The sequence below is a fragment of the Glycomyces algeriensis genome (genome assembly GCF_027622855.1).
GTDB classification, from domain to species: domain Bacteria; phylum Actinomycetota; class Actinomycetes; order Mycobacteriales; family Micromonosporaceae; genus Glycomyces; species Glycomyces algeriensis.
The window spans coordinates 511,115-535,608 of the sequence record NZ_JAPZVR010000001.1; the positions used below are offsets into that span (position 1 = coordinate 511,115).

The 24,494-nt window shown below is 70.2% G+C and carries 18 protein-coding genes; 12 read left to right on the top strand and 6 right to left on the bottom strand.

The genetic code is table 11. From position 1 onward, the window contains the following. Positions 1 to 80: 80 nt before the first annotated feature. Positions 81 to 2,078 (bottom strand): glycosyl hydrolase, encoded by a 1,998-nt coding sequence (locus tag O2L52_RS02075; protein ID WP_270113637.1) that lies wholly within the window; start codon positions 2,076 to 2,078, stop codon positions 81 to 83. A gap of 295 nt (positions 2,079 to 2,373) precedes the next feature. Between O2L52_RS02075 and O2L52_RS02080 the strand changes: the two genes are divergently transcribed. Continuing rightward, positions 2,374 to 3,903 carry a serine/threonine protein kinase gene (locus O2L52_RS02080; RefSeq protein WP_270113638.1) on the top strand — a complete coding sequence of 510 codons (1,530 nt, stop codon included), beginning with the start codon at positions 2,374 to 2,376 and terminating at the stop codon, positions 3,901 to 3,903. Positions 3,904 to 4,176: 273 nt separating this feature from the next. Here the strand turns inward: O2L52_RS02080 and O2L52_RS02085 are convergent, their stop codons facing one another. Continuing rightward, on the bottom strand, positions 4,177 to 5,169 hold the full coding sequence (locus tag O2L52_RS02085) for a phosphotransferase enzyme family protein (protein WP_270113639.1): 993 nt from the start codon (positions 5,167 to 5,169) through the stop codon (positions 4,177 to 4,179). A gap of 165 nt (positions 5,170 to 5,334) precedes the next feature. Between O2L52_RS02085 and O2L52_RS02090 the strand changes: the two genes are divergently transcribed. Together O2L52_RS02090 and O2L52_RS02095 are read left to right on the top strand one after the other, a co-directional pair. Next, the gene (locus tag O2L52_RS02090; protein ID WP_270113640.1) at positions 5,335 to 6,735 is read left to right on the top strand and encodes a hypothetical protein; all 1,401 of its coding nucleotides are present in this window, start codon (positions 5,335 to 5,337) and stop codon (positions 6,733 to 6,735) included. A 117-nt stretch (positions 6,736 to 6,852) separates the two neighbouring features. Further along, positions 6,853 to 7,758: a ribokinase gene (locus tag O2L52_RS02095; protein WP_270113641.1), complete on the top strand. Its 906-nt coding sequence runs from the start codon at positions 6,853 to 6,855 to the stop codon at positions 7,756 to 7,758. Positions 7,759 to 7,831: 73 nt separating this feature from the next. On the opposite strand, the gene dgoD is transcribed toward O2L52_RS02095, so the two are convergent. The 3 genes from dgoD to O2L52_RS02110 are packed head-to-tail and all read right to left on the bottom strand — an operon-like array spanning position 7,832 to position 10,985. Beyond that, positions 7,832 to 8,977, bottom strand: a complete 1,146-nt coding sequence (gene dgoD / locus O2L52_RS02100) for a galactonate dehydratase (RefSeq protein ID WP_270113642.1) — start codon at positions 8,975 to 8,977, stop codon at positions 7,832 to 7,834. Positions 8,978 to 9,008: 31 nt separating this feature from the next. Next, the gene (locus tag O2L52_RS02105) at positions 9,009 to 9,746 is read right to left on the bottom strand and encodes an SDR family NAD(P)-dependent oxidoreductase (RefSeq protein ID WP_270113643.1); all 738 of its coding nucleotides are present in this window, start codon (positions 9,744 to 9,746) and stop codon (positions 9,009 to 9,011) included. Between the two features lie 9 nt (positions 9,747 to 9,755). Then, on the bottom strand, positions 9,756 to 10,985 hold the full coding sequence (locus O2L52_RS02110; RefSeq protein ID WP_270113644.1) for an ROK family transcriptional regulator: 1,230 nt from the start codon (positions 10,983 to 10,985) through the stop codon (positions 9,756 to 9,758). A 116-nt stretch (positions 10,986 to 11,101) separates the two neighbouring features. Here O2L52_RS02110 and O2L52_RS02115 point away from each other — a divergent pair, with 116 nt between their 5' ends. From O2L52_RS02115 to O2L52_RS02130, 4 genes are all read left to right on the top strand, one after another. After that, the gene (locus tag O2L52_RS02115; RefSeq protein ID WP_270113645.1) at positions 11,102 to 12,472 is read left to right on the top strand and encodes an extracellular solute-binding protein; all 1,371 of its coding nucleotides are present in this window, start codon (positions 11,102 to 11,104) and stop codon (positions 12,470 to 12,472) included. Continuing rightward, positions 12,469 to 13,455 carry a carbohydrate ABC transporter permease gene (locus tag O2L52_RS02120; RefSeq protein WP_270113646.1) on the top strand — a complete coding sequence of 329 codons (987 nt, stop codon included), beginning with the start codon at positions 12,469 to 12,471 and terminating at the stop codon, positions 13,453 to 13,455. Before O2L52_RS02115 ends, O2L52_RS02120 begins: the two co-directional genes overlap by 4 nt. A 3-nt stretch (positions 13,456 to 13,458) precedes the next feature. Then, positions 13,459 to 14,295: a carbohydrate ABC transporter permease gene (locus tag O2L52_RS02125; RefSeq protein WP_270113647.1), complete on the top strand. Its 837-nt coding sequence runs from the start codon at positions 13,459 to 13,461 to the stop codon at positions 14,293 to 14,295. A 306-nt stretch (positions 14,296 to 14,601) separates the two neighbouring features. Continuing rightward, positions 14,602 to 15,012: a hypothetical protein gene (locus O2L52_RS02130; RefSeq protein ID WP_270113648.1), complete on the top strand. Its 411-nt coding sequence runs from the start codon at positions 14,602 to 14,604 to the stop codon at positions 15,010 to 15,012. Positions 15,013 to 15,076: 64 nt separating this feature from the next. On the opposite strand, the gene O2L52_RS02135 is transcribed toward O2L52_RS02130, so the two are convergent. Further along, positions 15,077 to 17,755 (bottom strand): carbohydrate-binding protein, encoded by a 2,679-nt coding sequence (locus tag O2L52_RS02135; protein WP_270113649.1) that lies wholly within the window; start codon positions 17,753 to 17,755, stop codon positions 15,077 to 15,079. 382 nt (positions 17,756 to 18,137) lie between these two features. Here O2L52_RS02135 and O2L52_RS02140 point away from each other — a divergent pair, with 382 nt between their 5' ends. The 5 genes from O2L52_RS02140 (at position 18,138) to O2L52_RS02160 (ending at position 24,494) form a co-directional block, all read left to right on the top strand. Then, on the top strand, positions 18,138 to 20,228 hold the full coding sequence (locus O2L52_RS02140) for a glycoside hydrolase family 36 protein (protein WP_270113650.1): 2,091 nt from the start codon (positions 18,138 to 18,140) through the stop codon (positions 20,226 to 20,228). A gap of 24 nt (positions 20,229 to 20,252) precedes the next feature. Continuing rightward, a complete protein-coding gene (locus tag O2L52_RS02145) occupies positions 20,253 to 21,566 on the top strand; it encodes an ABC transporter substrate-binding protein (RefSeq protein WP_270113651.1) in 1,314 nt (437 codons plus the stop codon). A gap of 88 nt (positions 21,567 to 21,654) precedes the next feature. Then, positions 21,655 to 22,545 (top strand): carbohydrate ABC transporter permease, encoded by an 891-nt coding sequence (locus tag O2L52_RS02150; RefSeq protein WP_270113873.1) that lies wholly within the window; start codon positions 21,655 to 21,657, stop codon positions 22,543 to 22,545. After that, entirely contained in the window at positions 22,542 to 23,420 is an 879-nt protein-coding gene (locus tag O2L52_RS02155) for a carbohydrate ABC transporter permease (protein ID WP_270113652.1), read from the top strand. The genes O2L52_RS02150 and O2L52_RS02155 overlap by 4 nt, the downstream gene beginning before the upstream one ends. A 60-nt stretch (positions 23,421 to 23,480) precedes the next feature. Beyond that, the gene (locus O2L52_RS02160) at positions 23,481 to 24,494 is read left to right on the top strand and encodes a LacI family DNA-binding transcriptional regulator (protein WP_270113653.1); all 1,014 of its coding nucleotides are present in this window, start codon (positions 23,481 to 23,483) and stop codon (positions 24,492 to 24,494) included.

The following is a 24,494-nucleotide window of genomic DNA, read 5'->3' on the forward strand; positions in this document are numbered from 1 at the left end:
CCCGGAATGCGCGCCCCCGGGCCTGATCTGACGGTTCGGGCCCCGCGGCCGGAGTTCGCCTCCGGCCGCGGGGCCCTCACTCACTCCGCACGAATATCGTCCACATAGATCGTCCCGGCCGCCGTCGTCCCGCCGTACCCGAGGTACAGGTTGAACGCCGAGATCTCCGCCAGGTGCTCCGCGTCCAGCCGCGCGTCCGCGTGCCCCGTGTCCCAAGGCGCGGGCCGGAAGTCGGCGAACGGCGCGTTCACCTCGGCCCCTGCCGTGTCCGACAGGCCCGTGTTGAACTCGAAGTACGCGCCCTTCGACACGATCTGGATCGTCGCCCCGTTCGTGGAGCCGTCGCCCTTGAGCCACAGCTTCAACGCGCTGAACGCCGTCCAGTCCTGCCCCACCGACCGCCCGATCCCCGTGTACCCGGTGTTCGCGAAGTCGTACGAGTACGCCAGACCGTAAGCGCCCGAAGCCCTGTGATCCGCCGAGAGGGTCGTCGTGTTGGCGTTGACGTGGCTGTACGCCTCGCTCAGCGTCAGGTCGTCACCGGCGTACCCCTCGAAGTCGTCGATCCACCCCACCGGCAGCGGCTCGACCTCGCCGAGGAACACCAGCGCCTCGTCCGTCATCGTGCGCCCGTTCACCTTGGCGCTCACCGACACGGTCACCGTCCGGTTGTCCAGCCAGGACGGATCGATCGACCACTTCCCCGAGTAGAACCCCGCCGAGTCCCGCGTCAGCGTCACCGGCGAACCCCCGTTGATCGAGTACGTCGCCTTCCGCGTCGTCGCGGAGGTCAGGCGCAGCCGGATCGTCGTCTCGGCCGTCGTCACGCGCTGGCGGTCAGTCGGAGTGACCAGATGCAGGAACGGCGCGCTCGGCACCGCGTGCGTGCGCGCGTCGTACACCCCGTCCAGGTCGGAGGCGAACAGCGAGTACGGGTCCTCGTAGAACTCCACGAAGTCCGGCTCCAGCGCATGCCCGGGGAACGGCACGTACGCGCGGTTGGTCCCGCCGAAGTTCGCCCAGGTCAGCATGTGCGACACCCGGCTCGCGGCCGGGTCCGCCTTCAGCGCCGCGAGCAGGTCGGTGAACCAGTCGAGGTTCCGGCCCTCCTCCCCGGACTCGCCGAACTCCGTGAACGCCGGCACCTTCCCGCGCTCCTCGGCGAGGCCCACGACCATCGCCAGGTCCTTCATGGTGCCCGCCAGCCACTCCGCCGAGCCAGCCGAGTTGTCGTACGCGTCGTAACCGAGGACGTCCACGAACTCGTCGCCCGGGTACGTCTTCATATAGTTCTGGGGATCCCCGCCGAAGCTCGAGTTCGGCGAGTACGAGTACAGGAGGTTGTGCACCTTCTTGGTGTCCCGCAGGTACTCCACGGTGTAGCGGAAGATCTCGATGAACTCCGCAGACGTGCAGTGCCCCGCGCCCCACCAGAACCAGCCGCCCGTGTTCTCGTGGAACGGCCGGAACACGATCGGGATCAGCGTGCCGTCGGCCCGCTTGGCGCCCTTCACCGAGGCCGCGATCCGGTCCAGGAACTCGTTGAAGTCCGCGTGCTTGGGCCCGCCCGGGAGGATCTGGCTCACGACGCGGCCCGTCGTGTCCCAGAAGTCCCCGCCCGTGACGAAGTTGTACATGTGCGCGCTCAGCACGTTGATCCCGCCGAGCGCGTCCGACTTCTCGAAGGCCCAGCTCATGGCCTCGATGTTCTCCTCGACGGTGCCGCCGTACACGCCCGGCTTCTGGAACCCGTTGAGGATCAAGGTGTCCCAGCCGAACACGGCCGGGTAGTCGCCCGTTGTGGCCTCCACGTCGGAGGTCGTCTCGGTGAAGGTGTCGAAGGTGAACCCGTCGGTGAGCGAGTGCTCGTGCCCGAACAGGATGCCCTGGCCCTGCTGGTCGAGCATGTACTGGAAGAGCGCGCGCGTCTGCGGGGTCGCGCAGTCGTCGACGATCGCGACGCGGCGGGGCCGGCTCGGCGCGGCGCTGGCGGCCGACGGCATGCCGGCGGCCGCGATTGCGGCGGCGCCGAGGGTGATCACGGCGCGCCGGGGCGCGCGGAATGCGGAGATAGGCACTTGCGTCTCCTTTGGAACGTAAGGCCCTCGCGGGAGGGGTTGGATCCGGAATATGGCCATGACCTGGGGTTTCGAATACTGAATCGGTTAAGCCGACCACAGGATATCCATAGCGATTCGTCGATGTCAACGGGTGCGGCGCTCCGACCGTGCCGCTTGACCGGTCCGGGCCGGGGCCCGGGGCGCGTGCTGTCCGGGACGGACGCGGACGCCCTCGGCCCCCGCCTGCGGAGCCGAGATCCCTTAGGATTGTTGGGCATTGACCTCTGTCCACACCTGACCCCGAGGTGCAGCCGTGGAACCCGGATCGCTGATCGCCGACCGCTACCGACTCGACGCCGCGATCGCCTCCGGTGGGATGGGCACGGTGTGGCGCGGGTTCGACACCCGCCTCAAGCGGGCCGTGGCCGTCAAGATCCTCAAGTCCGGCTTCGAGCGCGACGAGAACGCCCGCATCCGCTTCGAGCACGAGGCGCACGCGGTGGCCTCCTTGCGCCACAACGGCATCGCCGCCCTCCACGACTACGGCGAGACGACCGGCGAGCAGGGCGCGATCCTCTCCTACCTCGTGATGGAGCTGATCGAAGGGCGCTCGCTGACCGAGGCGCTCCTGGACGGCCCGATGGACCCGGCCGAGGCCATGCGCCTGTGCGCGCAGGTCGCCGAGGCCCTGCAATCGGCCCACGACGCCGGGATCATCCACCGTGACGTGAAGCCCGCCAACATCATCATCGACGGTCGCGGCCGCGCGGTCCTGGTGGACTTCGGCATCGCCCTCTCCGCCGGGCGCACGGCCATCACCGAGACCGGGCTGCTCCTGGGCACCCTCTACTACGCCTCTCCGGAGCAGCTCGAAGGCCACGAGCTCACCTCGGCCACCGACGTCTACTCGCTCGGCGCGGTCGCGTACGAATGCCTCGCCGGGACGCCGCCGTTCACCGGCGAGACGGCCGGGACGATCATCAACGGGCACCTGCACCAGCCCCCGCCGCAGTTCCCCGAGACCGTGCCGCCCGCACCCGCCGCCGCGGTCTTCCAGGCCCTCGCGAAGGGCGCCGAGAACCGCTGGCCCACCGCGGCGGCCTTCGCCGAAGCGAGCCTGCACGCCGCCGCGAACCCGGAAGCGCCGCATGCCGACCCCGCGCTCTTCGCCCCGGCTCCGAGGCCGGAGTCGCCAACGAGTCCGATTCCCTTCCCGGCTCCGGTCCTGCCGCGCCGCCGCCCCTCGATGCGCAAGCGGCTCATGGTCATCCTCCCCGCGGCCGCGGTCGCCATCGTGGCCGCCGTCGCGGCCCTGATGCTCTCGCCCTGGCTCAGCGAAGCCGGAGGCGGCGGGGGAGGGGCGGAGGGCACCTTCGCCGCGCAGGAGTCATCGGCGACCACCGCGGAAGCGCCGGCGGGCACGGGGGCCAGCGCACCCGGACCCTCCGCATCGGACACTCCCAGTGCCGCCGCCGACGCGACCGACCGCGAGACCGTCGAGACGGGCGAAGCCGGTGCAGAGGCGACGACCGGCAGCAGCGGCGGAGGAGGCGGGGGTGGGGGCGACGAGGCCACCGAAGAATCCACTGAGGACGAAGGTGGCCTGATCGACGGCAGCCCGGCGAACCTGCCCGACGTCCGGGGCGAGTGGTTCACCGAGGCCCGCGACCACCTGGCGTCGGAGGGCTGGACCAACGTCTCCTTCGCCACCGAGTCGACCGACCCCGACAACGGCCAGACCGAGTGCAGCGTCCTCTACCAGGACCCCGGCCCGGGCTCCCCGGTCGACTACGACACCCCGATCACGCTCACGTACCTCGAATTCGCCGAGGACAACTGCTAAGGGGCGCAAGCCGATAGGCATGCGCCGCCCGGTTCGGAGGTGCGAGCATCGTCGGTGCGGTGCGGTGCGGTGCGGTGCGGTGCGGTGCGGTGCGGTGCGGTGCGGTGCGGTGCGGTGCGGTGCGGTGCGGTGCGGTGCGGTGCGGTGCGGTGCGGTGCGGTGCGGTGCGGTGCGGTGCGGTGACCGGGAGCCGGACACCGTGCCGTTTCCTAGCGGGCGGCGGCCCGGTGCGCGGAGCGCTTGTCGAACGCCGCCGTCCGCTGACTCACCCGCTTACTCCGCCGCCGCGACGGTGATCGCCAGCTCCCGGTGCGCTTTCGCCATGTCCTCCAGATCCGACCGGAGCCCGGCCAGCCATTCGGGCTCGTCGGCCTCCGGCGTGCCGAGCGCCCGCGCGATCCTGACCAGCGAGCAGACGGCGTGCACGCCCGCGAACAACGGCAGGCGCTCGACCTCGTCGTCCTCGAACGCGCGAACGCTCCGGTACCCGGCGATGAACGCGTCGACCAGCGCCCGCCGCTCCTCGGCGACGCCGCCGTCCGGGCCCGTGAGGTCGCGGAGGGCATAGGCGACATCGGCGGCGTACCAGGAGCGCGCGGCCTCGTCGAAGTCGAAGGCTGTCGCCCGGTCGCCCTCCCAGGCGAGGTTGTCCAACTCGAAATCGCCGTGCACGACCCCGAACCCGGCCCGGTCGCGAGGCAGCGCGGCGACCCGGTCACCAAGGCGCGCTACGGCTTTCACCAGTTCGGCGTCGTCGGGGAACCGCTCGGCCGCTTCGCCGAGCTCGCCGAACGCCTGCGGCAGCACCGCATCGAAGTTCGCGGCGTCGCGGTGCACCTCCGCGAGCGCGCGGCCCCACGCCTGGGCCCGCTCGGCAGTGAGCTCGTCGGCGTCCGCCTCCTCACCGGCGGCGGCCTCCACCACCATCGCGTGCATCAGTCCGTGCGCGGTCGGCACGGTGACGGTGAGCCGCCCGGAACCGGCCTTGACCGGCCTGACGACCGGTGTGCCCGCGTCGGCGAGGCGGTCCATGAGCGTCGCGACGGCCGCCACCGCCTCGGCGCCCACCAGGCTCTCGGGTACGAACCGCAGGTACCGCTTCCCGCGCGGATCGGGCAGCACGAACACGTGGGAGGCGCTGGAGCGCCACCAGCGGGCCGTACCGGGCTCGTACCCCCATGCGGCGGCGACCTCGTCGGCGACGGGGCTGGTCCAGGATTCGGTGACGGTCTGCTTCAGACGGTCGATCGCATTCAATGGCATCATCGCGAGCCAGTCTCGCCCCAGTGGCAGCACGGAGGCAACTGGTTTCCCAGCCCCTGCTCGCCGTCGTGCAAGCGGTTCCCGCAGCGTCGGTAGTCTCGGTCTGCAAGATCCACATTCCACCGGCGGCTTCGACCGCCAGTGGGCATATCGAAGGACGAAACCGGCATGAGTAGACCTTCGCAACCCGCGCCCTCCGAGGAGGAGCGGCAGCCCCGCAAGGCGAACTGGAAGCGCATCTCCATTGTGGTCGCCGCTGCGGCGGCCCTGTTCGCGGCGACGACCATGGCCACGGCCATGGCGACCGCGCCCTCCGACCCGGCCGCCTCGCCCGCGGTCGTCGAGTCGGCGAGCAGCGCCACTGAACCCTCCCCGACCACTGAGCCGCCGCCCGACGCAGCCGCACTCGCCGGACCTGAAACGGTCGGCGATTGCGGCCGGACCCCCAGCAGCACACCGGAAGTCACCATCACCGAGGTCGACACGGGCGGCGTCATCGGATACGGGCAGGAAGGCGACACCGAACCCCTGCCCATGGCCATCGCGGCCAGGCCCGGCGGGTCCTGGCTCGCCTGGATCGGCACGGACGACCGGATCCACCTCGGCAAGCTCGACTGCGACGACCGCCTCGAAGGCGAGCCGATCGCCTTCGAGGGCATCGACCTCCAGGACGTGATCGCCGACGAGGACGGCGTCGTCGTCCTGGTGACCCGCGAAGGCGCATGCGGCGACGGCCCGCTCTGCGGCGGCGAGTCCAGCCCCTGCAACACGATGCACATGGTGCGCTTCGACAACGAGGGCGACCAGGTCTGGGAGCGCGAGGTCACCAACCTCGGCGATGGCCTCGACGGCTACGACGACGGCGCGCGGTTCGTCTGGTGGTACCAGCACCACGGCCGGCTCGCGACCGACGGCGAGCATTTCGCGGCCTACTTCGGCGTCGCCATCACCGTCGCCAACGGCGACTGCGTCGACGTCCACCAGGGCGACCGCATGCAGGTCGTCGACGCGGACGGCGACCTCGTCGACCACCCCGACGCCTTCGCGACCGGCTGCAGCCACAGCTGGACCACGCGGATCGTCTGGGACCCCGGCGCCGACGAGTTCGCGATGGTCTGCGCCACCGACAACGAATGCCGGATCGCCCGGCCCGACCCTTACGAGACCGTCGCCTGGGGCGTCTGCGACGGCACCCTGTTCGGCGGCGACCTCGTCCTGTCGAGCGACGGACCCCGCTACTGGACCGCGTGGAGCCAGAGCGGCGAGGTGCGCCTGGAGCGATTCTCACCCAGTAATGCGAGCGTCGACACCGGGATCGACGCGTCCCACCCGCACCTCGTCTCCTACGGCGAGACGCACATGCTGCTCGCCTGGGAGGACGGCGACGCCATGCGGGCGCAGGTCCTGGGCTCTGGAACCGGCGACACCGTGGGCGAGTCCTTCGCCATCGACGTGCCCGACCACGACTACCAGGCGTTCAAGGCCTACGACGACGGCAGCGCCGCCTACCCCGCCGCCGGAGACGGCGACACGATCCGGATCGCCCGGGTGATGCCGCTCAGCAGTTGAGACGGACGGTCCCGGATCACTGGATCGGCCGACTCGCGGACCGGCCCGCGACCGCTGTGTCAGGCTTCGCGTATGGGGGAACGCCGCCCCGTGATCCGGACTGTGGAGGCAGGCAACATGAGCGTGGTCGTCATCGGAAGCGCGAACCTCGACCTCGTCTACGAGGTCGAGCGCATCCCCACGCCGGGCGAGACGGTGCTCTCGCGCGGCCTCGCCTCCTTCCCCGGCGGCAAGGGCAACAACCAGGCCATCGCCGCCGCCCGCGCGGGGGCCGAGACGCGCTTCATCGTCGCGCTGGGCCGCGACGCGGCGGCCGACGCGCTGGCCGCGCAGGCCCGGGACGCGGGGATCATCCTGCTCGACCGCCGTGTGGACGCCCCGACCGGCACGGCCGTGATCTTCGTGGACCGCAAGGGCGAGAACTCGATCGTGGTCGACTCGGGCGCGAACGCCACGCTCGTGGACCTGACCGAGGCCGAGCTGGCCGAGATCGCCGCCGCCGACGTCATGGTCGTGCAGTTGGAGACGCCGCTGGAGACCGTGACCGCCGCGATCCGCGCCGCGCGGGCCGCGGACACGGTCGTGGTCCTCAACGCCGCCCCGAGCGGGGCCTTCCCCGAGGAGCTGCTGGGCGAGGTCGACATCCTCATCGTGAACGAGCACGAGGCCGCCGAACTCGCGGGCGAGCCGGCCGGGACGGGCGAGCGGTCGCTCATGTCCGTGCTCACCGCGCACGGCTGCGACGTGGTGATCACCCTCGGCTCTGACGGCGCGTTCGTCGGAGGCCACGGCACCGAGCCGGTCAAGGTGGCCGCGTTCCCGGTCGAGGTCAAGGACACCACGGGCGCGGGCGACGTGTTCGTGGGCGCCTTCGCGGCCTCCCTGGACCGCACGGCCGACGAGCGCTCGCTCGTGGCGGCCACCGAGTTCGCGACCGCCGCCTCGGCGATCGCGGTGCAGCGCAAGGGCGCCGGCCCCTCGATCCCGACCCTGGACGAGATCCGCAGCCTCCTGGACTCCTGACCGCAAAGGCTTCAGGCCGGTTGAACGGCAAGGGCTCCCGTCGCATCGCGGCGGGAGCCCTTCTCTTTGCACCTCACCACTCGGCGAACGAGCCGTCCTTCAGGCGCCAGATCTCGTTGCGCCACCGGTGCGGGTCTTCGGCGGCCTTGCGCACCGCCGCCTCGTCGATCTCGATGCCCAGGCCCGGCCCGGTGGGCCGCTCGACGTACCCGTCCGTGAACGCGAACACCGCCGGGTCTACGAGGTAGTCGAGCAGGTCGTTGTCCCGGTTGTAGTGGATGCCGAGGCTCTGCTCCTGGATGAGGAAGTTCGGCGACGCGAAGTCCACCTGCAGGCTCGCGGCGAGCGCGATCGGCCCGAGCGGGCAGTGCGGGGCCAGCGCGACGTCGTACGCCTCGGCCATGGCCGCGATGCGCCGCACCTCGGAGATGCCGCCCGCGTGCGAGAGGTCCGGCTGCGCGACCGCGATGCCGGTGGAGAGCACGTCCCGGTAGTCCCAGCGCGAGTAGAGCCGCTCGCCGGTGGCGAGCGGGATCGAGGTGCCCGCGGTGACCGCTCCCAGGTCGCGGGAGAACTCGGGGAGGACCGCCTCCTCGACGAACAGCGGGAACAGCGGTTCGAGGAGGGGGAGGACGCGGCGCGCCATGGCGGTCGAGAAGCGGCCGTGGAAATCGATCGCGAAGTCGAAGTCGTCGCCCACAGCGGCGCGGAGCTCCGTGAACTGGTCGACGACGCGGTGCACCTGCGCGGCGGTCTCGATGTGCCCGATCTGCGCGGAGGCGTTGCACTTGACGGCGTCGAAGCCGTTCTCCTTGGCGCGCAAGGCGTCCTCGGCGAGGGCCTGGGCGGAGTCGCCGCCGATCCAGGTGTAGACGCGGGCGGTGTCGCGCACGGCGCCGCCGAGCAGCTCGTAGACGGGCACGCCGAGGGCCTTGCCCTTGAGGTCCCACAGGGCCTGGTCGATGCCGGCGACGGCGCTGGAGAGCACCGGTCCGCCCCGGTAGAAGCCGCCCTTGGTCATGACCTGCCAGTGGTCCTCGATGCGGGTGGCGTCCGCGCCGATGAGGCGGTCGGCGAGGGCTTCGACGACGCTGGCGACGGCTTCGGCGCGCCCCTCGACGATCGGCTCGCCCCAGCCGACGAGGCCGTCGTCGGTTTCGACGCGTACGAAGAGCCAGCGGGGCCGGACGAAGAAGGTCTCGATTCTGGCGATGTTCAAGGGAACCTCTATCTCTTGTGGAGCTGCGGGGTCAGCGGTGCCGGATGAGCCAGCCGCCGTCGACGGGGAGTTCGGCTCCGGTGATGAAACCGGCCTCGTCGGAGGCGAGGAAGGCGACGGCGGCGGCGACTTCTTCGGCGCCGCCCATGCGCCCCAAGAGGGTGCGTCCCGATTCGTCGGCGATGCTCTCGGCCGGGACGCCGTCCCATTGGGGCGTGAGGATGGGGCCGGGGACGACGGTGTTGACGCGCACACCGGGGGCGTACTCGATGGCGAGCTGCCGTGCGAGCGCGCTGACGCCGCCCTTCGCGGCGGCGTACGCGGCGAACCCGGGGAACGACGCGTGGGCGTGCACGGAAGAGACGGCGACGACGGCCGCGCCGGTCGCGGGGGCGAGCGGTGTGAGGGCCTTGATGCCCAGGTAGAGCGCTTTCAGGGTGACCTCGAGGGTGCGGTCCCAGTCGTCCTCATCGAGCAGGTGCGCGGGGCCGAAGCGGATCGCGTAGGCGTTGGAGACGAACACGTCGACCTTGCCCTGGCCGCCTTCGATCTCGGTGGCGAGGGCCGCCCAATCGGCACTGCTGCCGACGTCGCAGTGGACGAAGTGGACGTTGCCGCCGATATCGGCCGCGGTCTTCTCGCCGTGCTCGCGGTCGACGTCGGCGACGTACACGACCGCGCCCTCGCTCGCGAGGCGCCGCGCGGTGGCGGCCCCGATGCCTTTCGCGCCCCCGGTGACGACAGCGACTTTGCCCTCGAATCGATTCATGCGGCGACCTTATCGCCCGTCGCCGGGCGGCTTGCCCGCCTGCGATTCGGTGAGGTCGACGAGGGCCGAGGCGAGGCCGGGGCGTTCGCGGAGGATGAGGGCCGCGCCCCCGACCGCTCCGGCGCGGGCGCCGAGGTCGAGGGCGGCGGGGACGACGTCGACCTCGCGCACGAGGGTGAGCGCGTAGCGGCGGATGGCAGTGCGCAGCGGGTCGAGGAGCACTTCGCCTGCGCGGGAGAGCTCGCCGCCGACGACGATGCGCTCGGGGTTGAGCAGGTTGCAGAGGCTGGCGAGCACGCGGCCGGTCATCTGGCCGACGTCCGCGAGCACGCCCTCGCAGGCGCGGTCGCCCGCCGCGGCGGCGGCGAGCACGTCCTCCACGGTCGCCTTGGCGCCCAAGTGGGGCCGCAGCGCGGCGAGCACGGCCGGGATGCCGGCGTGGAGGACGAGGCAGCCGCGGTTGCCGCACGGGCACGCCGGTCCGTCGACATTGACCGACGTGTGTCCGAGCTCCCCGGCGGCGCCCACCGAGCCGCGGAAGACCCGCCCGTCGAGGATGAGCCCGGCCGCGATGCCGCTGGACAGGCCCACGTACATGAGGTCGCGGACCCCGCGGCCCGCGCCGCTGTAGGCCTCGGCCACGGCCTCGAGCCGGGTGTTGTTCTCGATGGCGACCGGCAGGCGCAGGCGCCGCTGGAACTCGTCCGCGGCGTGCACATGGGACCACGGCTGGTCGGGGAGGGACGTGGAGACGATCCCGGTCGCCTTCTCGATGGGCCCGGGCAGGCCGATGCCGGCGCCCACGATCCGTCCCCGGTCGAGCGCGTGCTCGGCGATGAGGGCGTCGAGGAGGTCTGCGGCGACGTCGATCCGCTCCGCCCAGCCCAGATCGGGGTCCACGGCCCGCCCGGCGCCCGCGATCTCGTTGTGCGCCAAGTCGGAGAGGTGCACCCAGACGTGGTCGAAGGTGAAGTCGAGGCCGAGCGCGACGGCCGCGCCCGGATTGATCGCGAGCGTCTCTTTGGCGCGGCCGTCCCCGTCGGGGTCGCCGTCCCGCTCGATCACCAGGCCGCGCGACATCAGGTCGGTGACGATCGTCGACACGGTGGTACGGGAGAGGTCGGCGCGGCGGGCGAGTTCGGCGCGGTGCGTGGGCCCCTTGCGCAGCAAGAGGGTCAGCAGTCGTTCCTGGTTCGCCCGGCGCAGTGACTGGAGTGATCCGCTCTTCGTCCGGGGCATGCGCCGATCATACAACCCGCTCATAAATCTGTGTCAAGACTATTGACGTACTTATGTGAGCGGAGCTAGCCTTCGTCCACAGACTTTCGTACCCCTTCCCTGAAAGGCGAAAACCCATGCGTGGATCCCTCGGGACGACGGCGTCCCAGGCGGCACTGTCCAAGACGGAGCTGTCCCGTCGTGCGCTGATGCGCGGTACCGCCCTCGGCGCGGCCGCCGCGGCCGGCGCCGGAGCCCTCTCCGCCTGCGCCCCTTCGGCAGGCGGCTCGGACGGCGGCAAGACGACCCTCACGGTCATGGCCCCGGAGAACGAGATCGACATCAAGGCCGCCGAAGCGGCCCTGGGCCTCAAGATCAAGCGCGTCGAGGTCGACACCACCAAGCTCACCGCGATGCTCGCCAGCGGCACCGCACCTGACCTCGTCCGCGGCCTCGGCGCCGTCGAGACGCCGTACATCGTGGCCCGCGACCTCGCCCTGCCCCTCGACGACTACTTCGCGAAGAGCGAACTGCTCAAAGAGGACGACATCGACCCGATCAACGACGTGTGGCGCTACGACGGCTCCGCCCAGGGCAAGGGCCCGCGCTACGGCCTGGCGAAGGACTACTCCCAGGACGCCATGATCTGGTACAACACCGCACTGTTCGACGCCGCCGGCGTCGACTACCTCTCCGACACCGAGCCGGTCACCTACGACCAGTGGCTCGACCTCGGCAAGCAGCTCACCCAGAAGGACGGCGACACGACTTCCGTCTACGGCCTCTCCGCGGGCGGCCTCGGCCTCTTCATCACCATGGTCAACATGACCGCCTCCGCCGGCGGCAGCCTCTTCGCCGCCGACCTCGGCTCCCTCGACTTCTCCTCGCCCGAAGGGCAGCAGGCCCTCTCCTGGTACCTCGACTACGCCCGCGCCAGGGTCGGCTTCAGCCCCGTCGAGCCCAACCCCGACGGCTGGGACTGGCCCCCGTACCAGACCGGCCGCCTCGCGATGAGCTGGTCCGGCTACTGGTTCGGCGGCTCGATCGCGGCCGAGCCCGCGCTCGCCGAGACCTCCCGCTTCGCCCCGGCCCCGGTCATGGGCGCCGAGCGCATCAGCCCCTGCTTCGGCGCGACCGGCTACTGGATTCCCAAGGCCTCCAAGAACCACGACGACGCCTGGAAGCTCTTCGAGTGGTTCATGGGCGGCCAGCCCGCCAAGGACCGCGCCGCCGGCGGCTGGGGCCTGCCGAGCCTCCTGTCGCTCCGCGCCGACCTGCCCACCGGCACCCCGGCCCAGGCCCAGGCGCTCACCGTCCAGGACGCCGAGGCCGACTACTTCAAGGTCCTGACCTTCACCCCGTACGTCAAGGTCGAAGCGCTCGACGCGGTGCTCAACCAGTACCTGCCCGACGCGATCAACGACGGCACCAGCGCCGCCGCGCTCGCCGACACGTTGAACAACGACATGAACGCCCTCATCGACGAAGGCAAGGAGCTGGTCAAGTGACCGCGACGCTCGAAGCGCTGCGGGACACTCCCCCCGGAACCGCCCGGCCGCGCAGTGGGAAGCGCGGCCGGGCGGGCCAAGGCATCCGCACGTTCTACCTGTTCGTGGGGCCCTGGATCGCGGGGTTCGTCCTGCTGACGATCTTCCCGCTCGCCTACGCGTTCTGGATGAGCCTCACCAACACCGACGGACTCTCCCCGAACTGGTCCTATGTGGGCCTCGACAACTACGTCAGGGTGTTCCAGGACCAGCAGACCATCGCGTCCCTGGGTCGCACCATGGTCTTCATGCTCGCCACCGTGCCGACCGGCGTCGCCGCCGGGCTCGCGATGGCGGTCCTGCTCAACCGCGACTTCCGCGGCCGCGCGCTGTTCCGGGCCCTGTTCTACCTGCCGGCCGTCGTGCCCGGCGTGGCCGCGGCCCTGACGTTCAAGATCATCTTCGACAAGAACGCGGGCTTCGCCAACGCCGCGATTGGCGCCACGGGCGGCGAGCCGATCTCCTGGCTCGCCGACCCCTACGTGCGCATGGTGCTGATCTTCATGATCCTGTGGGGCGTGGGCGGATCGATGATCGTTTCGCTCGCCGCGCTGCAGGACGTGCCCCGGGAACTCCTCGAGGCCGCCAAAGTGGACGGTGCGGGCCCGGTCTACTCGTTCTTCAGGATCACCCTGCCGCTGCTCAGCCCGATCATCTTCTTCCAAGTGGTCACCGGCGTGATCGGCTCGCTCCAGGTGTTCGTGCCCTCGCTGCTGCTCGCGCCCGTCAACGGCGCGGCCGCCGTCACGGCCGTGCCCGAGGGCAACTACTTCTTCATGGTGCACGTCTACGCCGAGTACTTCGCCAAGAGCCACTTCGGATACGCCTCGGCCCTGCTGTGGGTGCTGTTCCTGTTCGTGCTGCTCATCACCGGCGTGGTCTTCAAGATCGGCAATAGGGCGGTCTTCTACGGCGGCGTCGACCCTTCGGAACGCAAGGACTGACCAATGACCGAGACCATCGCGCGCCGGGCCCGCGTCACGGCCCTGTACATCTGCCTGATCGTCCTCGCGGTGATCTTCTCCGGGCCGCTCGGCTGGCTCATCCTCACCTCGTTGAAGGCCCCGAACGAGCTGTCGGTCTTCCCGATCCAGCTGCTCCCGTCGACGCCCCAGTGGCACAACTACATCGACGCGATCACGTTCATCGACTTCCTCGGCTACGCCCGCAACTCCCTCATCCTCGCCACGCTCTCGGCGGTGCTGACCACGATCTCCTCGGCGTGGATGGCGTACGGCTTCGCGCGGCTCTCGGCCCCGGGCAAGAAGTTCTGGTTCGGGCTGCTGATCTCGACGATGATGATGCCCGGCATCATCACGCTCATCCCGACCTATCTGATGTTCGCGAAGATGGGCCTGGTCGACACGTACGTGCCGTGGATCCTGTGGGGGCTCTCGGGCGCGGCGTACATGATCTTCCTGTTCCGGCAGTTCTTCTCCGGCATGCCGAAGGAGCTCGAGGAGGCCGCGATCCTCGACGGCTGCGGCCATGTGCGCATCTTCTGGCGGATCTTCATCCCGCAGTCCTGGCCGGTCCTGGCCGCGTGCATGGTGCTCACCTTCACCGCCGCCTGGGGCGACTACATCGCCCCGAGCCTGCTGCTGAGCTCCGACCGCACGACGCTCGCGGTCGCGATGACCGCCGGGTACGTGAACGAGAAGGGCTTCCCGGTGCAGAACCTGCTGGCCGCGGGCAGCACCCTGTTCATCCTGCCGGTCCTGCTGATGTTCCTGTTCTTCCAGCGGTTCTTCGTGCAGGGCTTCTCGACTTCGGGCCTGAAGTAACGGATTTCCGGTGCCCTGCCACTCGTCTCGTCAGGGCGCCGCTGCACGACCGGGCGGTGGGCCGGGAGCCGGGGTCAGTCCTCCGGTCCACCGCCCTTTCAGCTCTGCGGGCCCTGCGGCCGTCCGGATTCGGCCCCAAGCCGGGAAGCGGTTGAAATTCCTGCTGCGTTCAAGCAACCGCCGCACCCCGTGTCGCGGTCCTTAACAGAGAACATCGGACACCCGGATGCCTTGGGGCACAACGGGTGAGCCGCTGATCGAAGCTGCCCGCCATTCGGCGGGCACTGACCTTGAAGGGAACTCGGCATGCGCAATCGCATTGCAGCGATCCTGTCGGCGCTCATCGCGTCGGTCGGCATCGCCTTGATGATCGCCTCACCCGCCGCGGCCTCGGAGTCCGACCGCGCGGTCGACGTCGACTGGTCGGACCGGTACGTCAAGGACTGCCTCGACTTCGCGAAGGTCGACGGCTGCGTGCAGGGCTACGGCGACGTGCTGTGGATCAAGGACAACTCCGCGGACGGCTACGCGGTCTCGCTCTCGTGGCGCGACACCGGCAGCACCCGCTCGGGCACCTGCCTGAACACGCTCGGCCAGGCCAAGGGCTGGGGCGCGTGCAACAAGAACTTCGAGGACGGCAGCAAGATCCAGTGGCAGCTCGGCTGGAACACGGCGAACGGCTGGCAGCACAGCGGCTGGTACGAGTCCTGGGTCTAGGCCTCACGGCACCAATGACGAAGGCCCTGTGCGGTTCGCGCACAGGGCCTTCGGGCTGTTCCGGCTAGCGGGCGGCCGTCGTCGGCGCGCCGATCAGGCGCGGGGCGATGACGACCCGGTCGATGTTCGGCGCCCAGGCGTTCGCGTTGCCCAAGCGCAGCGCTTCATCCGCAGTGGACAGTGTCACCGGGATCGTGCGCTGCGAGAAGCTGTTCCACGAGTACGTGTAGCGGAAGTACGCGTGACCCACCTGCTCGGTGCCCTCCTGGACCTCCAGCAGCCGGTCCACGACCTGCGGGTTGTAGTCGTGCTGGCCGGAGGTCTCGGCGTTGGCGTAGTAGACGGTGAGGTCGTAGTCCCCGGCGGCGGCGAAGCCGTCACGGTCGATCTCGACCGCGTTGCCCGCGCCGTTGCCGATCCAGCCGGCGAAGGCGTTCCCGGAGGCGTTGGTGCCGGTGCTGTCCGCGAGCTGCGTGACCGATGCCTGGCCGTGCAGTGTCATGTCCTCGGCCTCGACCGAGACGGCCGCGCTGTCGGCGGCGCGGTCGCGGATCGTGGTGAGCGACTGGACGACCGCCCCGTCAGTGGAGCGGAGCTCGATCTCGTTGATGCCCTCGTTGAGGTGGACGGTGGCGGTGGAGCGCCACTTCCCGGCGCCGTTCGCGGTCACTTCGGCGACCGGTGCGCCGTTCACCGCGACCTCGACCGAGGAGGCCTTGGTGGAGGCCCAGTCGACCTGCACGTCGTAGTAGCCGGTCTCGATCGCGGTGGCGTACAGGTCCGCCCGGTCGTCACCGCGCAGCGCAGCGCCGCCCCTGGCGCTCCCGGTCCACTTCAGGGACGCGCCGTCCTCCAGGCGGAAGCCCGAGGCCGGGTACAGCGTCGGCTCGCCTTCCTCCACTGCGGTCAGTGCGACCTTGTCGAGGGTGATGTCCGAGTTCGGGAGCCTGGTGGTCCCGTCGGCGCTGGAGCGGATCGAGAGGGTGTGGCTGCCCGCGGTGAGGTCCACGAGCAGTTCGGCGCTGCCGCGGTACTTCCACCGGCTGTTGTCGTTGAGGGCCAGGTCGGCCGCGTACTGGATCGTGCCGGACGATTCGTCGTCCACGAACAGGGCGTGCCGGCCGGGGACGCCCGGGGCGCCGCCGATCACCTGGAGCCGGTAGGTCCCGTCGCGCGGGACGTCAACGGTCCATTCGGCGCGGGAGCCGACCTGGTTGAAGGAGCCCACGTCCTGGCCGCCGGAGGCGAGGAACTGCCAGCCGCCGTTCGCCTGCGGGTCCTGCGTGTACACGGTGGCGCCGGTGAGGGCCATGTCCTCGGCCTCGATCGCGTCGCGCCACGGTTGCGCGGCGGCGTCGGCCTCGACGTCCCGGCTCTGGCTCGGGGTGATGATGAGCTGGTAGCCCGCGTACCGGTCGTACGTGGGCACGTCGAGCCGCAGTTCGCCGTTGACCACATCGAGGCCGTCGTAGGCGGCGATCACGGGCGGGGTGTCGGCGAGGCCTTCGGCGCCGGTGACGGCGTTCTCGCGGATCTCCACGTCGACCCTGCTGCCGAAGATCGCCATGTCGAGCCCGGAGAGGTCAAGGGACACATCGCTGTCGGTGCCTCCCCAGAGGACGGTGGCGCGGCGGTTCGCCTCGTCGACCGCGCCGATGCCCTGGAGGGTGTCGACGCCGTTCGGCGTCGGGGGCGTCACGGCCACCGTCTCGCCGCCGTCGAGGTCGCCGTACCACTTGAACATCCACCAGCCGGCGTTCGCGCCGTTGGGCCGGGCGGTGTTGTCGGAGAGGTTGCCCGCGTAGTTCCAGTACGCGGTCTGGGCGTCCACCTTGGTGTCCTCGAACATGGAGAACCACTGGATGAGCTGCCCGGGGACGCTCATGTCGCGGAGCATCCCGTACTCGGTGATGTTGATCGGGAGCGGGTCGATGCCCAGCTCGGCTTCGAGTGCGCGGTAGTCGGCGAAGTGCCCGCGGTAGGTGGCGAGGTTGTCGATGCCGAGTTCGTGCCAGACGAAGATGTCGGGCAGCGAGTCGTTGGCCTTGGCGAACTCGAGGATGTCGCGGCTGCGCTCGGGCTGCCAGCGGGTGTCGCCGGGGCCGGCGATGCGGGCGTGGCCGAGGTCGTGGCGTGCCCAGACCTCCTGGATCTTCTCGTAGACGGCCTGCCAGTCACCGAGGAACTGGTCCTTCTGGCCAGCCCAGTCGGGGTACCAGTTGCCGCCGTCGGGCTCGTTGAAGGGGAGGAGCACGTAGTCCTGGGGTCGTGCGGAGTCGGTGGCGACGGCCTCGGTCACGAACTCGATGACCTCGAGGAAGTCCCAGACGCCGTTGCCGCCCAGGGTGTAGGTGCCGTCCTGCAGGTTGTAGGTGCGGTCGTCGCCGGGGCGCCTGCCGCCGTTGTACGGCCATTCGGGGTAGTAGTCCTGCATGTAGATGTACATGTCCTCGCCGTGTTCGGCGAAGAACCCGTCTTCGACCTTGACGGCGTCGCCGGAGGGGTGCTGGGTGCCGTAGGGCGCCTTCTGCGAGGTGTTGGTGATGTGGGCGCCGTTGACGAGCGCCTGCGTGGGGGCGCCTTCGTCGCCGAAGCCGTAGAGCGTGCCGGAGGCGCCGCCGCGGAAGTCGCCGGTGCGTTCGGCGAAGTCCACCGCGAGCACTTGGGGCTCGGCGGCGGCGGCCGGGGAGGTGAGACCGGTCAGGGCGGTCGCGGCGACTGCCGCGGCCAGACCGGTGCTCATGAGTCTCCTCAACATCAGGGTGGTCCTCTCTTCATTGAGCCGGGACTAAGGGGTGTTCGAGCAGCCCCGCCGGCCGCTATCCGGCCCATTCGCCCGCTCGCCGCGTTGTCGGGGCCTTCGCATACAACCCCGGTATGCAAAGGCCCCTCCGCCTTCCGAGCGAACGAATGGACTCGGATACCGACTCGCCGGGACTGCTCGAACACCCCTGTTGAAAAACCGGGGATCGCGACCGTCGGATCGCAGGTAGACCGTACCGATTTTTGATAACGATTTCAAGACGTGACTTGAAATCGATTTCAGATTTGGGTTAGGGTTCGGGCTGTCAACGCATCGCGGCGGGCTCCCGACCGCGTTCCCGACGTTAGGGCAAAGGAGTATCGTGACCGATCAGTTCTCTTGGGGCAGTGGACGTCTCGAGTTCGGATTCGCCTGGGGCGACGATTCGCCGGTGCGCCTGGCGGGCCTCGTCCGCGACGGGGCCGCCGTCCCGTTGCACGCCGTCCCCCTCGTCGAGGTCACGACCGCTCATACCGGCAACACCCCCGCCGCCGACCGGATCTCCCACACCGAGCTCGGCCTGGCCCTGCGCTACGCCTCGCACGCCGAGGAGCACACTGACGGGGTCCGCAGGCTGGTCCTGCGCCAGACCGCACCCGGGTTCGAAGCCGTCGTCACCCTCGAGGTCTTCGACGCCGCCCCGGCCGCCGTGCGCTCCCGCGTCGAGATCCGCGCGACCGGGGACCAGGTCCTCGTGCTCCGCTCCGTCGCCTCCTGGTCCTCCGGTTTCACCCGGCCCGGCGCCGCGGGGGAGGACAACCTCGCCGGCTGGCACCGCGTCCAGGGTGTGAGCGACTGGTTCGGCGAAGGCCGCTGGACCCGCACTCCGCTGCGCGGCAACGACTTCCCGCGCCTCTCCACCGAATACGCGCACAGCACGCACGACCCGCGCGGCCACCACTCCGTCACCTCCGACGGCACCTGGTCCACCGGCCGCCACCTCCCGGTCGCGGGCGTGGAGACCCCCGGCCTCGCCTTCGCCTGGCAGATCGAGCACAACGGCGCCTGGCGCTGGGAGCTCGGCGAAGACCTCCAAGGCGGCTACTTCACCCTCTCCGGCCCCACCGACGCCGACTCGGCCTGGACCCGCGTCGTGCGCCCCGGCGAGTCCTTCACGACCGTCCCGGCCACCGTCACCGCCGGAGACGACTTCACCGAAGCCGTTGCGGCCCTTACCGACTTCCGCCGCGCCGCCCGCCGCCCCCACCCCGACAACGCCGCGATGCCCGTGGTCTTCAACGACTACATGAACACCCTCCTCGGCGACCCCACCACCGAGAAGCTGCTCCCGCTCATCACGACCGCCGCCGAAGTGGGCGCCGAGATCTTCTGCATCGACGCCGGCTGGTACGACGACGGCGGCGACTGGTGGCCCAGCGTGGGGGAGTGGCGGCCCTCCACCACCCGCTTCCCCGGCGGCCTCGGCGAGGTCATCGACGCGATCCGCGCCGCCGGCATGGTCCCCGGCCTCTGGCTCGAACCCGAGGTCATCGGCGTCCGCAGCCCCATGGCGCAGCGGCTCCCCGATGAGGCGTTCCTCCAGCGCCACGGCCAGCGCCTCATCGAGCACCACCGCTACCACCTGGACCTTCGCCACCCGGCGGCCGTCACGCACCTCGACGGCGTCGTCGACCGCCTCGTCGCCGAGTTCGGCATCGGCTTCTTCAAGTTCGACTACAACATCAACCCCGGTCCCGGCACGGACCTGAACGCGGACAGCGTGGGCGACGGCCTCCTCGGCCACAACCGCGCCCACCTCGCCTGGCTCGACGGCGTCCTGGACCGCCACCCCGGCCTGGTCATCGAGAACTGCTCCTCCGGGGCGATGCGCATGGACTTCGCCGTCCTCTCCCGCCTCGCCATGCAGTCCACTTCGGACCAGCAGGAGTTCACGAAGTACCCGCCGATCGCCGCTGCCGCGCCGATCTCGCTCCTGCCCGAGCAGGCCGCCAGCTGGGCCTACCCGCAGCCCGAGATGAACGACGAGGAGGTCGCGTTCTGCCTCGTCACCGGGCTCCTCGGCCGCTTCTACGTCTCCGGCCACCTCAACCGCATGACCGAGGCGCAGCGCGCCACCGTCGCCACCGCCGTCGCGACCGCAAAGCAACTCCGCGAGTCCATCGCCGCCGGCCACGCCTACTGGCCCGCCGGGCTCCCCGACTGGACCGCGCCCTGGGTCGCCCTCGGCCTCCGCGGCGACGGCGAAGACCTCGTCTCCGTCTGGCGCCGCGGCGGCGACGCGACGACCGTGCTCCACCTGCCGCACCTCGCCGGCCGCGACCTCCGCGTCGCCACCGTGTTCCCCCTCGACCTCCCCGAGTGGAAGACCGACTGGGACCGCGACGCCGGCACCTTGACCGTGCAGGGAGGGGACGCCGACATCGCCGCCCGCACCCTGCGACTCCACTACTAGTCCCTCACCGTAAGGAGCGATTCAATGAAGAACAGGTTCCGCAACGCGCTGGCGCTCGCCGCCGCAGGCGCGATCACCCTCGCCGGGTGCTCCGACCCCGGCGCCGACACCGGGTCGGACGGCCCGGTCTCCTGGCCCGCGCAGGACGCCGACCTCACCGGCACCACCCTCACCATCTGGGCCGCCCAGAACTCGAACACCGTGCCCGACAGCGTCATCGCGGGCTTCGAGGAGCTCACCGGCGCCGAGGTCGAGGTCGTCACCATCCCCGACCCGTACGAGCAGGGCGTCCAGACCAAGGTCGCCACCGGCGACAAGCCCGACCTCGCGTTCTGGCAGCCCACGGGCTCCCAGCTGACGGCCCTCAACGCCTCCCAGAACCTCCAGCCGCTCGACGACGCCCCCTGGCTCGACGCCTACAAGCCCGAGCTGCGCGACATCACCGGCATCCTCGACGACACCCGCTACGCCGCGCTCATCACGACCCCCGCGGTCGAGGGCGTCTACTACAACAAAGAGGTGTTCGCGGCCAACGGCATCACCGCGACCCCCACCGACTGGGACTCCTTCGTGCAGACCGCCCGCGACCTCAAGGCCGCCGGCGTCACCCCCTTCCACGAGATGGCCGCGGACAAGTGGAGCACCCAGTGGTGGGTCCACGTGCTGCTCGCGGACGCCGCCGCGGACGGCCTCTGGGACCGCGTGAACGCGAACGAGGAGCAGTTCACCGACCCGACCATCCTGGGCGCCATCGAGTCCTACCAGGCGCTCATCGACGAAGGCCTGTTCAACGAGGACATCAAGACCGCCACCTTCGAGGACCAGGGCGCCGCCCTCCTCGCGGGCGACGCCGCGATGGTCATGCAGGTCAACTCCTACTTCGGCCAGCTCCAGTCGCTCGCCGACACCGAGGAGCTGAACCAGAAGATCGGCTTCTTCCCGATCTCGCCGTCCGGCAACACCGGCACCTTCATCCCCGACCAGTCGAACGCCCTCGTGGCCTTCAAGACCGGCGACGAGCAGCGCGAGGCCGCCGCCCGCCAGCTCCTCTCCTACTGGATGGGCGACGGCTACCAGGACTTCGTGAACGCCCAGTCCACCGTCTCGCTCCAGGCCGGCGTCGAGACCCCCGCCGATGTCCCGGAGGCCCTGCTCAGTGTCAGCGACTCGGTCGGCACGTCGGTCGGCTCGATGCAGGCCCAGGCCATCGCCAACCCGGACCTGTACATCTACCTCGCGGACATGATCCAAGGGACCAAGACGCCCGCCGAGGTCGCCGAGGCCACCCAGGCCCAGTTCGCCGAACTCGCCAAGGCCCAAGGCGCCGAAGGCTTCTAGCCACACCGACGGGCGCCGGGCCGGGACCACGACCCGGCGCCCACATCTCCAGCGACACGCAAGCAGGAAGGCCCAACCCGTGACCACCATGCTCGCCAAGGGCAAGGCAGGACCCCGCCACCAAGACCATCCACTATGGTTCCTCATCCCCGCGCTCGCGGTCCTGGTCGTGTTCTTCCTCGTCCCCACCGTCTTCAACTTCGTCTACGCCTTCACCGACTGGTCGAGCTTCAAGAGCGCCATCAACTTCGCCGGGTTCGACAACTTCACCTCCCTCTTCACCAACGGCACCCTCCTCAACTCCCTCAAAGTCACCCTCCTCTACGCCGTCCTCGTCGCGATCTTCCAGAACGCCTTCGGCCTCGGCCTCGCCCTCCTGCTCGAAAAGGACACCCGCGTCAACCGCGCCGTACGCGTCGCGTTCTTCGTCCCGGTCATCATGTCCGCGCTCGCGGTCGGCTACATCTTCCAGGCGCTGCTCAAGCCGGACGGCGCCCTGAACGGCATCATCGGCTGGTTCACCGGCTCGGACGTGTCGATCCCGTGGCTGGGCAGCACCACCTGGACCATCGTGGTCGTCGCAATCGTCCACGCCTGGAAGTGGATGGGCCTCTCGATGCTCATCTACCTGGCCGGGCTCAAGACCATCAGCGAGGACGTGCTCGAAGCGGGCCGCCTCGACGGGGCGAAGCGCTGGACCATGTTCAGCGCCATCCGGTTCCCGCTGCTCGCCCCCGCCGTCACGTTCAACGTCGCGACCGCTCTCCTGGGCTCCATGAACGGGTTCGACATCGTCCAGGCCACCACCGAGGGCGGCCCCGGCGGCACCACCGAACTGCTGAACATCTACATCTTCCGGACCTTCGGGCAGGGCCTGTTCGCCCAGGCCACGACCATGAGCCTGATCCTGTTCCTCCTGGTCGCGATCCTCGCCTTCCCCGTGATCCGGTACCTGCGCAAGCGAGAGGACGTGCTGTGACCCTCACCGCCGAACGGCCGGAGACGGCCGCCCGCACCGCACCCGCCCGCCGGGGGCCGAAGCGCCGCTTCCCCGTCCAGCCGGTCGTCGCGATCCTCGTCGCGGTCCTCGTGCTCGGCGTCCCCTTCTGGCTGGTCATCGCGACCGCCGCGAAGGACCAGGCCCAAGCGCTGAACCCGGACCTGTCGCCGCCGAGCGAATGGCGGCTGTTCGACAACTTCGCCCAAGTGTTCGCGGACGGCCGCATGGTCGCGGGCTTCTTCGGAAGCCTTCTCGTGATGGTCCCGGCGGTGATCGGCGTGCTCATCCTCGGCTCGATGGCCGCCTGGATCCTCGGCCGCCGCGGCGGAAAGCTCACGGCCGCGATCTACGCGCTGGGCATCTCGGGGATCGTGCTGCCGCCTGCGGTGGTGACGATCGTGCTCCTGCTGCGCCAGCTCGGCCTGGCCGGCACCGCGCTCGGCATGATCGGCGTCTACATGGGCATGTACCTGTCCACAGTGATCTTCTTCGTCACCGGCTTCGTGCGCACCATCCCGCACGAGCTGGAGGAGGCGGCCCGCGTGGACGGGGCCGGGCCGGTTCGTACCTTCATCCGGGTGATCCTGCCGCTGCTGCGGCCGGTGCTGGCCACCGCGACCATCCTGATCTGCCTCTACATCTGGAACGACGTGTTCTACGCGCTGTTCGTGGTCGGCGGCCGGCTCGACACGCTGCCTCTGAATCTCTACCAGGTGGCGAGCGCGGGCCTGTATCTCCAGAACTGGCACCTCATCTTCGCCTATATCATCCTGATGAGCCTGCCGCTCCTGATCACCTTCGTGGTCGCCCAGCGCAGGATCATCTCCGGGATCACAAGCGGAGCGGTGAAATGAACCCGAGTACCAGTGGTGCGGTGAAATGAGCGCCGGCGGTGCGGGGAAGTGAGGAGAGCTGTGGGCAGGACGGGCAGGAACCCGACGATCTCGGACGTCGCCGAACTGGCGGGCGTCTCGGTCCCGACGGTCTCCCGGGTGCTCACCGGGGCCGCGAAGGTGAGCCCGGCCAAGCGCGAGCTGGTCGAGGCCGCCATCGCGGAGCTCGACTTCCGGCCCAGCGCCGCCGCCCGCGTCCTCGTCTCGCGCAGGTCGCAGACCATCGCCGTCATCGCGGGCAACACCTCCCGGTACGGCTACGCGGAGACGATCCGCGGCATCGAGATCGCGGCCCGCGCCGAGGGCTACACGGTCATGATCACCGTCGTGGAGAGCGCAGACGCCGAGGAGGTGGACCGCGCGGTGGCGGCGGTCCGGATGCAGACCCTCGCCGGGGTCGTGGTCCTCAAGTTCGATCCGCCGGGCGTCGCCGCGCTGCACAAGCTCGGTGAGGACCTGCCGGTCGTGGCCCTCTCCGGAACGCGGGAAGCCGGTGTGCCGCAAGCGGTCCTGGACGAGGCCGCCGCGGCGGAGGAACTCACCGAGTACCTGCTGGGCCTGGGCCACCGCACCGTGCACCACGTGCGGGTCCCGCCCTCGCGCCGGGTCGACGGCCGCACGAGCGGCTGGAAGCGGGCCCTGACGAAGGCGGGCGCCGCGGTCCCCGCGGTGCGCGACGCGACCTGGGACCCCAAGAGCGGCATAGCGGTCGGCCGCGAACTCGCCGCGGACCCCGAGGTGACGGCCGTCTTCTGCGGCAACGACGAGATCGCGATGGGCGTCATGCGCGGCATCACCGAGGCGGGCCGCCGCGTCCCCGAGGACATCTCGGTCGCGGGCTTCGACGACCACCCGCTCGCCGAGCTCTGGAGCCCCCCGTTGACCACAGTGGACCAGGACTTCGCAGGCCTGGGCACCCGGGGCTTCCAGCTCCTGAAGCTGGCGATCGACGGCACGGCCGCCCGCCGCTACTCCAGCGAGCGCCCGGCACTGGTCCGGCGCGAGAGCACCGCCGCTCCGAGGCAGGGCTCCTGA